The following is a 13860-nucleotide window of genomic DNA, read 5'->3' as shown; positions in this document are numbered from 1 at the left end:
CGGGGGATCGCTTTGTCGTCACCGCAGGCCGAAGCTGATCGACATGTCATTCACGACCATTCCAGCCATCGAGATGCTGACCACACCCGATGGCATCGCTAACCCGTATCCCCTCTATGACGAGCTGCGCCAGCCCTCTCCCGTTGCGGGATACCGGGATTGGCCCCCGGGGACAGTGCCCGGGGCCGACGAACCAGTCACTGCCTGGGCCCTGTTCCGCTACGACCAGGTCCACGCGGCCGCCCGCGACAGCACCACGTTCTCCTCGCGGGACCCCTTACAGGAGGCCTCGTCCGCACCCAGCCTGATGCTCGTCAACACCGACCCACCCAAACACGAAGTTGAACGAAAGCTGGTCAGCCAGGCTTTCTCGCCACGGCGCGTCAAGCGCCTCGAAGGATGGTTGAGCGAACTGGTACCGCGCCTGCTCGACGACCTCGGCACCGGTGACGTGGAGGTGATGGAGTTCGCCGCCGAGGTTCCCACCCGGGCCATGGTCCGACTGCTGGGACTACCCGACGGCGACCACGTCCGGTTCCGGCGTTGGGCCAACGCGTTCATGCTGTCGTCGACGCTGACACCGCAGGAGCGCATGGCGAGCAACGAGGAGATGGTGGCGACGTTCGCCACTCGACTCGCCGAGCACACGGCCCGGTTGGCGCAACGGCCGCCCGGCGTCGGTGGGGAGGACGGCGGAGAAGATGTGGAAGACGCCGAGGATCTGATCTCCGCGCTCTTGCGCGCCGAGGTCGACGGGCAGCGGCTGACGCCGGAGGAAATCGTGCGGTTCTGCGTCACGCTGGTCGTCGCCGGCAGCGAGACCACGACGTTCCTCATCGGCAACCTGTTGCACGCCCTGGCACGGGAAACCCAGGTACAGATGCGCGTTCGCGCCGACCGCACCCTACTCAACATCTTCATCGAAGAGACGATGCGGCTCGACGGACCACCACAACGCCTCTTCCGTATCGCCACCCGCGACGTCGAGATCGACGGCAAGCTGATCCGCGCGGGGGACTGGGTGGCATTGTTCTTCGGCTCGGCCAACCGCGATCCCGCCGTGTTCCCCGACCCAGGCCGCCTCGACCTCGATCGGCCGAACATCCGCCAACAACTCTCGCTGGGCCACGGCTTGCACTTCTGCCTCGGCGCTGCGCTCGCGCGGCTGGAGGTCATGTCGGTGCTCAACGCTGTGCTGGATCGCTATTCGACGATCACCCTGACCGACGACCCCGGCTCCAAACAGACCGCCAGCCTACTGACCCACGCGTATGTTCGCCTGCCCCTTCACCTTTCATGACGATCATCGAACGCAATATCGCAGCGACCAGAGCCGTCTACGCCGCGGTTCCGGCGGGCGATTTGCAGACCGCACTCACACACCTGGATCCCGAAGTCCGCATCACCTACTACGGCACCGAAAGCATTCCCTACGCGGGCGATTACCGGGGCATCGAGGAAGCGGTGCGGTTCTTCACCACAGTGGGGCAGCACATCGAGATCGTCGAAATGCAGGCGTGGAAGTTCATCGCTCAGGGTGACGATCTCGCAACCTGGGGGCGACAACGGTTTCGCCGGCCGGCCACCGGACACGAATGGGAATCGGAGTTCGCCCACATCATCACCCTGCGCGACGGTCGCTGGCTGCACTTCCGCGACTTCATGAACTCGGCGCTGACACTGCAGGCTTTCACCCCGGCCGTCAGCCACTAGGGCGGTACCAGCAAGATACATCATTGCCAGCAAGTGGTTATTTGCTTGGCAATTTACCTCACCAAGGCGGAATAATGCGCGTATCGTCTATGGACATGAGCGCCGCGTTCCGCGTACCCTCGCGGATGTCACACGTCCACTTCGACCAGCCCGGGGGGTACGCGGCAACATGGTGATCGCGGTCGGCCAGGCGGCTAAGCCGGTCCGCGCGATCGGCGACTTCTTCGCAATGTCGCTGGACACCTTCCTGGCCATGTTCCGGCCTCCGTTCGCCTGGCGGGAGTACCTGCTGCAGTGTTGGTTCGTCGCCCGGGTGTCAACGCTCCCAGGCATTTTGATGACCATCCCGTGGGCGGTGATTTCGGGTTTTCTGTTCAATGTCCTGCTGACCGACATCGGCGCCGCGGATTTTTCGGGAACGGGCTGCGCGATCTTCACTGTGGATCAGAGCGCCCCTATCGTGACGGTGCTCGTGGTCGCCGGCGCCGGATCCACCGCGATGTGCGCCGACCTTGGTGCGCGAACCATCCGCGAGGAGTTGGATGCGTTGCGCGTAATGGGCATCAATCCGATTCAGGCACTTGCGGTTCCCCGGGTGCTGGCCGCCACCACCATCTCGCTGGCCCTGAGTTCGATCGTGACCGCGACCGGTTTGATCGGCGCCTTCTTCTGCTCGGTCTTCCTCATGCACGTCTCAGCGGGCGCCTGGGTCAGCGGGCTCACCACACTGACCCACACCATCGACGTCATCATCTCGATGATCAAGGCGACATTGTTCGGGCTGATGGCGGGATTGATCGCCTGCTACAAGGGCATGTCGGTGGGCGGTGGCCCCGCCGGCGTCGGCCGGGCGGTCAACGAGACGGTGGTGTTCGCCTTCATCGTGCTGTTCGTGATCAACATCATCGTCACCGCGGTCGGCATGCCGTTCATGGTGTCGTGAGGTGATGCCATGACGATGACTCAAAGCGTTGCGGCCGAATGGAATCGGCTGGGATCCCAGATGCGGTTCTACGTGAGCACCTTGACCGGTATCCCGGATGCCGTCCTGCACTATCGCGGTGAACTGCTTCGGGTGATCGCCCAGATGGGTTTGGGTGTGGGCACTCTCGCGGTCATCGGGGGCACGGTCGTCATCGTCGGGTTCCTGGCCATGACCACCGGGGCGATCGTCGCGGTGCAGGGCTACAACCAGTTCGCCTCGGTGGGAGTAGAGGCCCTGACCGGCTTCGCATCCGCGTTCTTCAACACCCGCGAGATCCAGCCCGGAACGGTGATGGTCGCGCTGGCGGCCACCGTGGGCGCCGGTGCCACCGCGCAGTTGGGAGCGATGCGGATCAACGAGGAAATCGACGCACTCGAGGTGATCGGCATCCGCAGCGTCAGCTATCTGGCGAGCACCCGGGTGCTGGCGGGCGTAATCGTCGCCGTACCACTGTTTTGTGTCGGCCTCATGACGGCCTATCTGGCCGCTCGCCTGGGCACCACGGTCGTCTACGGGCAGGGTTCCGGCGTTTACGACCACTACTTCAACACCTTCCTTCGTCCGACCGACGTCCTCTGGTCGTCCTTCGAAGTCGTCGTGGTGGCCCTGGTGATCATGCTGGTGTGCACCTACTACGGCTACACCGCGCACGGTGGACCGGCCGGCGTGGGTGAGGCCGTGGGCCGGGCGGTGCGCGCGTCCATGGTGATCGCGTCGATCGCGATCGTCATCATGACGCTGGCCATCTACGGCCAGTCCCCGAACTTCCACCTGGCGAGCTAGTCGCGATGAACCGTGGTCCGGGTCGACACCGTCTGCACGACGGGTGGTGGACGCTGATCCTGTTGGCCACCATCGGAATCGTCGTCCTCGTGACGGCGGTGTCCTTCGACGGAACCCTGCGCTCGTACGTACCGGTGACGCTGACCGCGGACCGCTCCGGGCTGGTGATGGACACCGACGCGAAGGTCATGATGCGCGGTGTGCAGATAGGCCGGGTCAGCCAGATCGCTGACGACAAGTCGGGCACCCGGCTCGTCCTGCAACTCGAGCCGGACCAAATGCGTTACATCCCAGCCAATGTCGAGGCGCAGATCAGCGCAACCACCGCATTCGGCGCCAAATTCGTCGAACTGGTCGCACCGCAGCATCCGAGTCGTGCGAGGCTGGCCGCCGGCGCGGCTCTGCACTCGAAGAACGTCAGCACGGAGATCAACACCGTCTTCGAGAACGTGGTCAGCCTGCTCAACGTCATCGACCCGCTCAAACTCAACGCGGTGCTGACCGCGGTAGCCGACGCCGTGCGCGGACAGGGTGAGCGGATCGGAAGGGCCGCCACGGATCTCAACGAAGTCCTGACGGCACTCAACGCCCGCAGCGAGACCATCCGTCGGGACTGGAAGTCGCTGAAGAACTTCTCCGACACCTACGACGCCGCGGCACAGGACATCCTGACCATCCTGGACTCCGCCAGCACCACCAGCACCACCGTCGTCAGCCACGCCAAGGAGCTGGACTCCTTGCTGCTCAATGTCATTGGCTTGTCGAGCTCCGGAACCACCCTGCTGGGCAGGAGCAGGGACGATCTGGTCGCGTCGGTCAACCTGCTGGAGCCGACCACCCGGCTGCTCGGCAAATACAGCCCCGAATACACGTGCTTCCTGCAGGGCGTCACCTGGTACCTCAACAACGGCGGCTACGAGGCATGGGGTGGCGCAGACGGCCGCACACTTCAACTTGATGTGGCCCTGTTACTGGGCAACGACCCGTACGTATTTCCCGACAACCTGCCGCTGGTGGCCGCCAAAGGAGGTCCCGGCGGCAGACCCGGCTGCGGGTCACTGCCCGACGCCAGCAAGAACTTCCCGGTGCGCGAACTCGTCACCAACACCGGGTGGGGCACCGGCATCGACATCCGGCCCAATCCCGGCCTCGGACACCCGTGTTGGGCCGACTATTTCCCGGTCACCCGCGCCGTACCCGAGCCACCGTCCATCCGGCAGTGCCTCCCTGGGCCGGCCGTCGGCCCGAACCCGGGCGGTCCGCCATACGGTGCGGCACTTTACGGGCCCGGGGGAGTGCCGCTGTGGCCCGGAGTACCGCCCGCGGAGGGCCCGCCGTGATCCGAGAAGCAACCACCAGAGCAGGAGAACATCCATGCGGGACAGTCTGAGGGGCGTAGTCCTGCGCCTCGGCGTCTTTCTGGCAGTTTGTCTGCTGACGGCATTCGTGTTGATCGCGGTTTTCGGAGAGGTGCGGTTCGCCGACGGCAAGGCCTACTACGCCGAATTCACGAACGTCTCAAACCTGCGGCAGGGCAAGCTGGTTCGCATTGCCGGCGTGGAAGTGGGCAAGGTGACCAGGATATCGATCAATCCGGACGCAACAGTGCGCGTCGAGTTCACCGCGGACGACTCGGTCACGCTCACCGAAGGCACCCGGGCCGTCATCCGCTACGACAACCTGTTCGGCGACCGCTATCTGGCGCTCGAGGAGGGCGCCGGGAGCCCTGCCGTTCTTCGTCCCGGCCAGACGATTCCGCTGGCGCGAACCAAACCCGCGCTGGATCTGGACGCACTGATCGGTGGCTTCAAACCGCTTTTCCGGGCCCTGAACCCCGACCAGGTCAACGCGCTGAGTGAGCAACTGCTGCAAGCGTTCCAGGGGCAGGGTCCCACCATCAACTCGTTCCTTGACCAGGCCGCGGTCCTGACCAACACGCTGGCCGACCGTGACCAGTTGATTGGGCAGGTAGTCGACAATCTCAACGTCGTCCTGGGTTCGCTTGGCGGCCAGAGCGATCGGCTCGACCAGGCGGTCGTCGCACTCTCCCAACTGGTGCACGGTCTGGCCGAACGCAAGACCGACATCTCCAACGCGGTGGCATACACCAACGCCGCATCGGGATCGATAGCCGATCTGCTGTCCCAGGCTCGCGCGCCGTTCACCAAAGTAGTGCACGAAACCGACCGGGTCGCCGGCATCGCTCTGGCCGACCACGACTACCTCGACAACCTGCTCAACACACTGCCGGACAGATACCAGGCGCTGGTGCGCCAAGGCATGTACGGCGATTTCTTCGCCTTCTACCTGTGCGACGTGGTGCTCAAGGTCAACGGCAAAGGCGGCCAACCGGTGTACGTCAAGGTGGCCGGGCAGCCGACGGGACGGTGCGCGCCGAAATGAAAAGCTTCGCCGAACGCAACCGGCTGGTCATCGGGACGACGGGCATCGCACTGGTCACCGCGGCGGTGGTGGGCGCCCTGCAGTACCAGCACCTACCGTTCTTCGACCACGGCAAGGCCGTCTCAGCCTATTTCGCCGACGCGGGCGGCCTGCGGACCGACAACACCGTCGAGGTATCCGGCTACCCGGTGGGCAAGGTGTCCAGCATCGAGCTCGACGGACCGGGCGTGCTGGTCACGTTCAACATCGACACCGACGTTCGACTCGGCGACCGCACCGAGGCGGCGATCAAGACCAAGGGCCTGTTGGGCAGCAAGTTCCTCGACGTCCTACCGCGGGGCGACGGCCGGCTCACCGGCCCGATCCCGATCGAGCGCACCATGTCGCCCTACCAATTGCCGGACGCCCTGGGCGATCTGGCCACCACCATCAGTGGATTGAACACCAGCCAGCTGTCCGCGTCGCTGGACACGCTGTCGCAAACCTTCGCCGACACACCGGCAGACTTCCGGAACGCGGTCAAGGGGGTGGCCAGGCTCGCGCAGACCCTCGACGAGCGCGATGCCCAATTGCGCAGCCTTCTCGATAATGCGGCGAAGGCGACGGGCGTGCTTGCCAAGCGCACCGACCAGATCGTCGACCTGGTGCGCGACACCAACGCGGTGCTGGCCCAGCTGCGCACGCAGAGCGCGGCGCTGGATCAGATCTGGGGGAACATCTCGGCGGTGTCGAAGCAGTTGCAGGGTTTCATCGCCGAGAATCGTCAGCAGCTGCGCCCGGCGCTGGACAAGCTCAACGGCGTCCTGGCCATCGTCGAGAATCGCAAGGAACGCCTGCAGCAGGCCCTTCCGTTGCTCAATTCCTACGTGATGTCGCTCGGCGAATCACTATCGTCGGGCCCGTTCTTCAAGGCCTATGTGGTCAACCTGTTGCCCGGTCAGTTCGTCCAGCCGTTCATCGGCGCCGCCTTCTCCGATCTCGGACTGGATCCGGCGACCCTGCTGCCGTCGCAACTGACGGACCCCCCGACCGGTCAGCCGGGCACCCCGGCGTTGCCGGTCCCGTACCCGCGGACCGGTCAGGGCGGCGAACCGCGACTGAATCTGCCCGACGCGATCACCGGAAACCCCGGCGATCCGCGTTACCCGTACCGTCCGGAGCCGCCGGCCCCGCCGCCCGGTGGGCCGCCGCCCGGGCCACCGGCCCGGCAACCGGGAGGCACTCCATGACGGCCAGGTTGCGCCGTGCCCGCTCGGTGCTGGCGACCACCCTTGCGCTGGTGTTCGTCGCCGGGGTGATCGTCGCGATGCGGACCGCCGGTGAAACCGAACGGACGGTGGTGGTCGCCTACTTCGACAACAGCAGCGGCCTGTTCGCCGGAGACGACATCCGCATCCGCGGAGTGCCGGTGGGCAAGATCATCAAGATCGAACCGCAACCACTGCGCTCCAAGATCACGTTCTGGTTCGACCCCCGGCACAAGGTTCCCGCCGATGCCAAGGCGGCGATCCTGTCACCGCAACTGGTGACCGGCCGGGCGATTCAGCTGACGCCGCCGTATTCCGGCGGACCAGCCATGGCCGACGGCGCGGTCATCCCGCAGGACCGCACCGCGGTGCCGGTCGAATGGGACGACCTGCGCAACCAGCTGCAGCGGCTCACCGAGTTGCTGAAACCCACTCGCCCCGGTGGCGTCAGCACACTGGGTGCTCTTATCAACACCGCGGCGGACAATCTGCGGGGCCAGGGCGCCACCATTCGCGACACCATCATCAAACTGTCCCAGGCGGTTTCCGCGCTCGGCGACCACAGCAACGACATCTTCGCGACCCTGAAGAATCTGTCAACTCTGGTGACCGCACTGCACGACAGCGCGGACCTGCTCGAGCACCTCAACCAGAACCTGGCCTCGGTTTCGTCGCTTCTGGCCGACGATCCGCACAAGGTTGCCGCGGCGGCCGAGGACCTCAACGCCGTCGTCGCCGACGTGCAGAGCTTCGCCGCGGACAACCGCGAGGCCATCGGCACGGCCTCGGACAAACTCTCGTCGATCACCCAGACGCTCGTCGCGAGCCTCGACGACATCAAGCAGACCCTGCACATCAGTCCGACCGTGTTGCAGAACTTCAACAACATCTTCGAGCCGGCCAACGGATCGCTGACCGGAGCGCTGGCCGGTACCAACATGGCCAATCCAATTGCCTTCCTGTGTGGGGCAATTCAGGCGGCATCGCGACTGGGCGGCGAACAGGCCGCGAAGCTCTGTGCGCAGTACATGGCTCCGATCGTCAAGAACCGCCAGTACAACTTCCCGCCACTGGGGGAGAACCTGTTCGTCGGCGCCCAGGCCAGACCCAATGAGATCACCTACAGCGAGGACTGGATGCGCCCTGACTTCGTCCCGCCGGGTCCGACGGTGCATCCCGACCCCGCGGCGGGCCTGCCCGGCTTGATGCTGCCGCCCGGAGATGGCTCATGAACAGGCTCGTGGCCCTCGTGCTGGCGCTCTCCCTCGCAGTCTCCGGTTGCGCCTGGCATGGACTGAACTCACTGCCACTGCCCGGCACGGAAGGCAATGGGTCCGGTTCCTACCTGGTCTCGGCGCAGATGCCCGACGTCAACAACATTCAGGCCAACTCGCGGGTCCGCGTCGCGGACGTCACGGTCGGCCATGTGACCAAGATCGAGCGCCAGGGCTGGCATGCCCTGGTGACCATGCGACTCAACGGCGACGTCGAGCTGCCGGCGAACGCCACCGCCAAGATCGGCACCACCAGCCTGCTCGGCTCGTATCACATCGAGCTGTCGGCACCGAAAGATCAGGCGCCGCAGGGGAAGCTGAGTGCCGGCGCCGTGATCCCGCTGTCTCGCGGCAGTGCCTATCCGAGCACTGAGCAGACGTTGGCCGCGTTGTCCCTGGTACTCAACGGCGGCGGACTGGGCCAGATTCAAGACATCACCGAGGCATTGAGCACCGCGTTCCGCGGTCGTGAGCATGACGTGCGCAGTTTGATCGGTCAGCTGGACCAGTTCTCCGCATACCTCAACGATCAATCCGGCGACATCATCGCCGCCACCGAGAGTTTGAACCGACTCGTCGGCAAATTCGCCGCTCAGCAACCCGTCCTGGACCGCGCGCTGGCGACCATCCCCGACGCGCTCGCGGTGCTCAATGAGGAGCGCGGTAAACTCGTCGAGGCCGCCGATCAGTTGAGCAAGTTCAGCGCTTTGACAGCGGACTCGGTCAACAAGACCAAGTCCAGCGTCCTCAGTGAATTGGCGCAACTGGGCCCGGTTTTGGAGTCGCTGGCCGATGCCGGTCCGAGCCTGACCCGATCGCTGTCCCTGCTGGGCACCTTCCCGTTCCCGAACGAGACGTTCCAGAATTTTCAGCGCGGCGACTACGCGAATCTGACGGCGATCGTCGACCTCACGCTCAGCCGGATCGACCAGGGGATCTTCACCGGCACCCGGTGGGAGTGCCATCTGACCCAGTTGGAGCTGCAGTGGGGCCGCACCATCGGCCAGTTCCCGAGTCCGTGCACCGGAGGCTTCCGGGGCACCCCGGGCAATCCGCTGACGGCCCCGTACCACTTCGAGCAGGGGCCCTAGTGTTACACCTACCGCGGCGAATCATCATCCAGCTGGCCGTTTTCGGCGTGATCGCGCTCAGCGTACTGGCCGTGACGTTCCTGCACTTCGTCAAATTGCCGGCGATGTTGTTCGGCGTCGGCAGATACACGGTGACGATGCAACTGCCGGAATCCGGTGGTCTTTACGGCACCGGCAACGTCACATACCGCGGCTTCGAAGTGGGCCGGGTGGAATCCGTGCGGCTCACCGACGCCGGCGTCGAAGCGGTGTTGTCACTGAAATCGGGCATCGATATCCCGTCCGATCTCAAGGCGGAGGTGCACAGCCACACCGCGATCGGTGAGTCGTACGTAGAACTGCTGCCCCGCAGCGCCAGTTCGCCGCCGTTGAAAGACGGTGACGTCATCGCGCTGGCCAACACCTCGGTGCCACCTGATATCAACGGCTTGCTCAGCGCCGCGAACTCCGCGATAGCCGCGATACCACGCGACAACCTGCAGACCGTTGTCGACGAATCTTACACGGCCGTAGGCGGATTGGGTCCCGAACTCTCCCGGCTGGTCACCGGTTCGACGACCCTGGCCATCGATGCCCGCAAGAACCTCGACCCACTGCTGACGCTGATCGACCGGGCGCCACCGGTGCTCGACTCCCAGACGCACACCTCCGATGCGATCGCGGGGTGGGCATCGCACCTGGCCACCGTCACCGCGGACCTGCAGGCACATGACGGCGCGGTCGGCGGCGTCATCGACCGCGGCGGTCCGGCCCTGCAGGAAGTGCGTCAGCTGATCGAACGTGTGCAACCGACGCTACCGATCCTGCTGGCCAACCTGGTCAGCATCGGCCAGGTGGCAGTCACCTATCAAAACGACATCGAACAACTGCTCGTCGTGTTCCCGAGGTCGATCGAGGCCGAACAGGCAGGGATCCTGGCCAATCTGAATACCAAGCAGGGATATCGGGGGCAGTACTTGAGTTTCAACCTGAACCTCAACCTGCCGCCGCCGTGCACGACCGGATTCCTGCCGGCCCAGCAGCAGCGCATCCCGACCTTCGAGGACTACCCGGGCCGCCCGGCCGGCGATCTCTACTGCCGGGTGCCCCAGGACTCGCCGCTCAATGTGCGTGGCGCACGGAACATCCCGTGTGAAACGGTGCCCGGCAAACGCGCGCCCACGGTGAAACTGTGCGAGAGCACTGAGCAGTACGTGCCGCTCAACGACGGCTTCAATTGGAAGGGCGACCCCAACGCGACGCTGTCCGGCCAAGGGATTCCACAGCTGCCACCCGCGGCCGCGCCGCTGCCCACGCCACTTCCGATAGCCGCCGCCGAATACGACCCCGCCACTGGCACTTACACCGGACCCGATGGGCGCCAGTACACCCGATCAGATCTGGCTCAACCCGCGCCGAAGGACAGAACATGGCAATCGATGCTGCTGCCGCCGGGCAACTGAAGATCCGGGCCGGAAGAACTCTGTCTCCCCACGGATGGGCGACCGTGTTCGGCGTGGTCGCGGTCGTCGTCCTGGCAACGCTGACGTCCTGGCTCGGTTTCCGCGCCCACCAGTCGCAACAAGCTCAGGCCCAGCGCAATCAGTTCCTGCAGGTGGCCAGGCAGGGCGCGCTGAACCTGACGACCATCGATTGGCAGCACGCCGACGTTGACGTGCGGCGAATCCTGGACGGCGCAACGGGGGAGTTCTACAACGACTTTGCCCGGCGGTCAGGGCCGTTCATCGAGGTGCTGACGCAAGCCAAGGCCAGCACGGTCGGCACCATCACCGAGGCCGGGCTGGAATCGCAGGCCAACGATTCTGCGCAAGCACTGGTGGAGGTGTCGGTGCGGACGTCAAATGCCGGCGAAGCCGAACCGGTTCCACGGATGTGGCGAATGCGGATCACAGTTGCGAAGATCGGCGATCAAGTCAAGGTTTCCAACGTAGGATTCGTGCCATGAGCGCGATCAAGTGGTCGCGGGTGCTCACCTACGGGCTGCTGCCGGCGCTGGCGTTGTCGCTGGCAGCCGCTGCCGGCTGGCTGAAATGGCAGGACACCTCCGTGCGCGACGCGGTTGTGGCACGTGCGGAATCCACGCGCGCCGCCAGCGAGGGAACCGTCGCGCTGTTGTCCTACAAGCCCGACACCGTCCAGCAGGATCTCGATGCCGCACGCGCCAGGTTGACCGGTAATTTCCTGGATGCTTACCGCCAATTGACCCGTGACGTCGTGATTCCCGGCGCCAGACAAAAGCAGATCTCAGCGGTGGCGACCGTCGGGGGAGCCGCATCGGTTTCGGCCACCGACAGTCATGCCGTGGTGTTGCTGTTCGTGAGCCAGACCGTCACGGTGGGCCAGGACGCCCCGACCAGCACCGCATCCAACGTGCGGGTGACCCTCGATAAGCGGGACGGGCGTTGGCTGATCTCGCATTTCGACCCGGTCTGAGGTGATGTCGATGCGCCGGTCCGGCTTTCTCATACTCGTGGGAGCACTGTTCCTCGCAGGCGCGGCACCCCGTGCCAACGCGGATGCGGTGGCCTATCTGGTCAACGTCACCATGCGTCCCGGCTACGGCTTCGCCAATGCCGATGACGCACTGAGGTATGGAAACAGTTTGTGCGACAGGATTTCCGAGGGAAGCAGCTACGCTTCGCTGATCGGCGATATCAAGACCGACTTCAACACCACCGACGAATATCAGGCGTCTTATCTCCTGAGTCAGGCTGTCAACGAGTTGTGCCCCGCGCTGATTTGGCAGCTGCGAAACTCCGCGGCCAACTATCGGATTGGAGACTGACATGCGGCGCCTCATGCTCACACTCTCAGCGCTGCCTCTTGCCGCCGTGGCGGGGGTGCCCTGCGCGCACGCGGACAATAAGCGCCTCAACGACAGCTTGGTCGCCAACGTTTTCACCGTCCAGCACCAGGCCGGCTGCACCAACGATGTCAGGATCAACCCGCAGCTGCAGCTGGCCGCACAATGGCACACGCTCGATGTGCTGAACAACCGAAACCTGAACGGAGATATCGGGACCGACGGATCCGCGCCCCAGGACCGGGCGGCCGCTGCCGGCTATCGCGGGAAGGTCGCCGAAACGGTGGCGATCAATCCCGCCATGTCGATCAGCGGCGTCGAGTTGATCAACCAATGGTATTACGAGCCGGCGTATTTCGCGATCATGTCCAATTGCGCCAACAGTCAGATCGGCGTGTGGTCGGAGAACAGTCCGGATCGGACGGTCGTGGTCGCGGTCTACGGGCAACCGGATGTGGCAGTGGTCCCGCCGTCCAGGCCCTCGTCCGTTGTGCCCGTGCATGAGAACGTTCCCCTTGATCCTCGACCGGATTACGACGCCACCGACGAGATCGAGTACGCCGTCGACTGGTTTCCGTGGATCCTGCGTGGCGTGAACCCGCCTCCGGGAATACCGCCGGAGTAAGTCGCCAGTCATCGGATCGGCTTTCCGGGAGTCGCAGTCCCTGGTGTCACAGGCGTACCAGGAAGCGGCTGGCACTAGGCCGTGGAAAGTGATATCGCCGGTGATACCAATACCTTTCGGGCCGCGCGCGTACATAGAATCCCGCCGACACACCGAGCGCGATGGCAGTGTGTGCACTCTCGGCACCGCGGTTCTCCGTGAGCGAAATACGCCGCTGCTGAGAGGGTTTGGCGCGAAAAGTTGTCAGTGCCCCTTCGTAAAATCGGGGGCATGGCATCGAGTGCGCGTGAAGAGATCGTGGAGGTCTTCGATGCACTCGACGCCGCTGTTGATCGCCTGTGCGACTTGACGTTCGACGCGTTCACCACCCCGGAGTTCCTGCGCGGCATGGAGCGCCTGGAAAAGGTGCACCGGCGGATGCGCACCCCCCAGCACACGTTGATCAACCACCTCAAAACCCAAGCCAACGAAGAGGAACTCGGCGCCAAACTGCCCGCGGCGCTGGCCGAGCGGCTGCGGATCACCAAAGCCGACGCCAACCGGCGCATCGCCGAAGCCGACGACCTCGGCCAGCGCCGGGCACTGACCGGGGAGCCGTTGGCGCCGCTGCTGACCGCCACCGCCGCCGCCCAACGCCAGGGCCTGATCGGCGATGCGCACAGGAGCAGCTGCCTACCCAACAGGATCTCCGTGGCCTACGCGCTGACGTGAAGCGCCTGGACAACAAGCGCGACAACCTGGAAACCCGAGTGCTTCGGCACTTCCCCAAAGCCCCCCACCAGACCCCCCACCGCCCCCGGTGGCCTCGTCAGAGCAAGCGCACCTCTTCCGCTCAGCTCCGAGGTCATCGGGGGCCTTTTGCCGTTTCTGGACTACCGGCATGAAGATGCGAAGAGTTTGCCGATTCGGCCCCTCTGTTGCAAACGCTCGTCGTAG

14 protein-coding genes and 1 pseudogene are annotated in these 13860 nt (G+C 64.8%); all 15 read left to right on the top strand.

Going from position 1 to position 13860, the window contains the following annotated elements:
- Positions 1-43: 43 nt before the first annotated feature.
- Positions 44-1300 carry a cytochrome P450 gene (locus ACNQS7_RS02555; RefSeq protein ID WP_418011294.1) on the top strand — a complete coding sequence of 419 codons (1257 nt, stop codon included), beginning with the start codon at positions 44-46 and terminating at the stop codon, positions 1298-1300.
- Positions 1297-1713: a nuclear transport factor 2 family protein gene (locus ACNQS7_RS02550; protein ID WP_418011293.1), complete on the top strand. Its 417-nt coding sequence runs from the start codon at positions 1297-1299 to the stop codon at positions 1711-1713. Before ACNQS7_RS02555 ends, ACNQS7_RS02550 begins: the two co-directional genes overlap by 4 nt.
- 169 nt (positions 1714-1882) lie before the next feature.
- Positions 1883-2656, top strand: a complete 774-nt coding sequence (locus tag ACNQS7_RS02545) for an MlaE family ABC transporter permease (protein ID WP_055578585.1) — start codon at positions 1883-1885, stop codon at positions 2654-2656.
- Between the two features lie 9 nt (positions 2657-2665).
- On the top strand, positions 2666-3481 hold the full coding sequence (locus tag ACNQS7_RS02540; RefSeq protein ID WP_065163193.1) for an ABC transporter permease: 816 nt from the start codon (positions 2666-2668) through the stop codon (positions 3479-3481).
- 5 nt (positions 3482-3486) lie between these two features.
- Positions 3487-4821 (top strand): MCE family protein, encoded by a 1335-nt coding sequence (locus tag ACNQS7_RS02535; protein ID WP_418011292.1) that lies wholly within the window; start codon positions 3487-3489, stop codon positions 4819-4821.
- A 34-nt stretch (positions 4822-4855) separates the two neighbouring features.
- On the top strand, positions 4856-5884 hold the full coding sequence (locus ACNQS7_RS02530; protein WP_418011291.1) for a virulence factor Mce family protein: 1029 nt from the start codon (positions 4856-4858) through the stop codon (positions 5882-5884).
- Positions 5881-7113, top strand: coding sequence for a virulence factor Mce family protein (locus ACNQS7_RS02525; RefSeq protein ID WP_418011290.1), 1233 nt, complete (start codon positions 5881-5883; stop codon positions 7111-7113). Before ACNQS7_RS02530 ends, ACNQS7_RS02525 begins: the two co-directional genes overlap by 4 nt.
- Positions 7110-8363 (top strand): virulence factor Mce family protein, encoded by a 1254-nt coding sequence (locus tag ACNQS7_RS02520; protein ID WP_418011289.1) that lies wholly within the window; start codon positions 7110-7112, stop codon positions 8361-8363. The genes ACNQS7_RS02525 and ACNQS7_RS02520 overlap by 4 nt, the downstream gene beginning before the upstream one ends.
- Positions 8360-9496 carry a virulence factor Mce family protein gene (locus ACNQS7_RS02515; protein ID WP_418011288.1) on the top strand — a complete coding sequence of 379 codons (1137 nt, stop codon included), beginning with the start codon at positions 8360-8362 and terminating at the stop codon, positions 9494-9496. The genes ACNQS7_RS02520 and ACNQS7_RS02515 overlap by 4 nt, the downstream gene beginning before the upstream one ends.
- A complete protein-coding gene (locus tag ACNQS7_RS02510) occupies positions 9496-10938 on the top strand; it encodes an MCE family protein (RefSeq protein ID WP_418011287.1) in 1443 nt (480 codons plus the stop codon). Before ACNQS7_RS02515 ends, ACNQS7_RS02510 begins: the two co-directional genes overlap by 1 nt.
- On the top strand, positions 10905-11441 hold the full coding sequence (locus tag ACNQS7_RS02505; protein ID WP_418011286.1) for a mammalian cell entry protein: 537 nt from the start codon (positions 10905-10907) through the stop codon (positions 11439-11441). Before ACNQS7_RS02510 ends, ACNQS7_RS02505 begins: the two co-directional genes overlap by 34 nt.
- Positions 11442-11446: 5 nt before the next feature.
- Complete coding sequence (locus tag ACNQS7_RS02500; RefSeq protein ID WP_418015855.1) at positions 11447-11929, top strand: hypothetical protein; 483 nt, start codon at positions 11447-11449, stop codon at positions 11927-11929.
- A 10-nt stretch (positions 11930-11939) separates the two neighbouring features.
- Complete coding sequence (locus ACNQS7_RS02495; RefSeq protein ID WP_418011285.1) at positions 11940-12281, top strand: DUF732 domain-containing protein; 342 nt, start codon at positions 11940-11942, stop codon at positions 12279-12281.
- Position 12282: 1 nt separating this feature from the next.
- On the top strand, positions 12283-12924 hold the full coding sequence (locus ACNQS7_RS02490) for a CAP domain-containing protein (protein ID WP_418011284.1): 642 nt from the start codon (positions 12283-12285) through the stop codon (positions 12922-12924).
- A gap of 270 nt (positions 12925-13194) precedes the next feature.
- A pseudogene (locus ACNQS7_RS02485) lies at positions 13195-13584 on the top strand (DUF222 domain-containing protein); the annotation flags it as partial.
- Between the last annotated feature and the right edge of the window lie 276 nt (positions 13585-13860).

The organism is Mycobacterium sp. 23 (assembly GCF_048287075.1).
Classification (GTDB): domain Bacteria; phylum Actinomycetota; class Actinomycetes; order Mycobacteriales; family Mycobacteriaceae; genus Mycobacterium; species Mycobacterium gordonae_B.
This window is presented reverse-complemented; position numbering and strand designations above follow the sequence as displayed.

Bases quoted from the DNA above. Each gene is read 5' to 3' on its own strand.
- ACNQS7_RS02555 (WP_418011294.1), top strand. From the start codon at position 44: ATGTCATTCACGACCATTCCAGCCATCGAGATGCTGACCACACCCGAT.
- ACNQS7_RS02550 (WP_418011293.1), top strand. From the start codon at position 1,297: ATGACGATCATCGAACGCAATATCGCAGCGACCAGAGCCGTCTACGCC.
- ACNQS7_RS02545 (WP_055578585.1), top strand. From the start codon at position 1,883: ATGGTGATCGCGGTCGGCCAGGCGGCTAAGCCGGTCCGCGCGATCGGC.
- ACNQS7_RS02540 (WP_065163193.1), top strand. From the start codon at position 2,666: ATGACGATGACTCAAAGCGTTGCGGCCGAATGGAATCGGCTGGGATCC.
- ACNQS7_RS02535 (WP_418011292.1), top strand. From the start codon at position 3,487: ATGAACCGTGGTCCGGGTCGACACCGTCTGCACGACGGGTGGTGGACG.
- ACNQS7_RS02530 (WP_418011291.1), top strand. From the start codon at position 4,856: ATGCGGGACAGTCTGAGGGGCGTAGTCCTGCGCCTCGGCGTCTTTCTG.
- ACNQS7_RS02525 (WP_418011290.1), top strand. From the start codon at position 5,881: ATGAAAAGCTTCGCCGAACGCAACCGGCTGGTCATCGGGACGACGGGC.
- ACNQS7_RS02520 (WP_418011289.1), top strand. From the start codon at position 7,110: ATGACGGCCAGGTTGCGCCGTGCCCGCTCGGTGCTGGCGACCACCCTT.
- ACNQS7_RS02515 (WP_418011288.1), top strand. From the start codon at position 8,360: ATGAACAGGCTCGTGGCCCTCGTGCTGGCGCTCTCCCTCGCAGTCTCC.
- ACNQS7_RS02505 (WP_418011286.1), top strand. From the start codon at position 10,905: ATGGCAATCGATGCTGCTGCCGCCGGGCAACTGAAGATCCGGGCCGGA.
- ACNQS7_RS02495 (WP_418011285.1), top strand. From the start codon at position 11,940: ATGCGCCGGTCCGGCTTTCTCATACTCGTGGGAGCACTGTTCCTCGCA.
- ACNQS7_RS02490 (WP_418011284.1), top strand. From the start codon at position 12,283: ATGCGGCGCCTCATGCTCACACTCTCAGCGCTGCCTCTTGCCGCCGTG.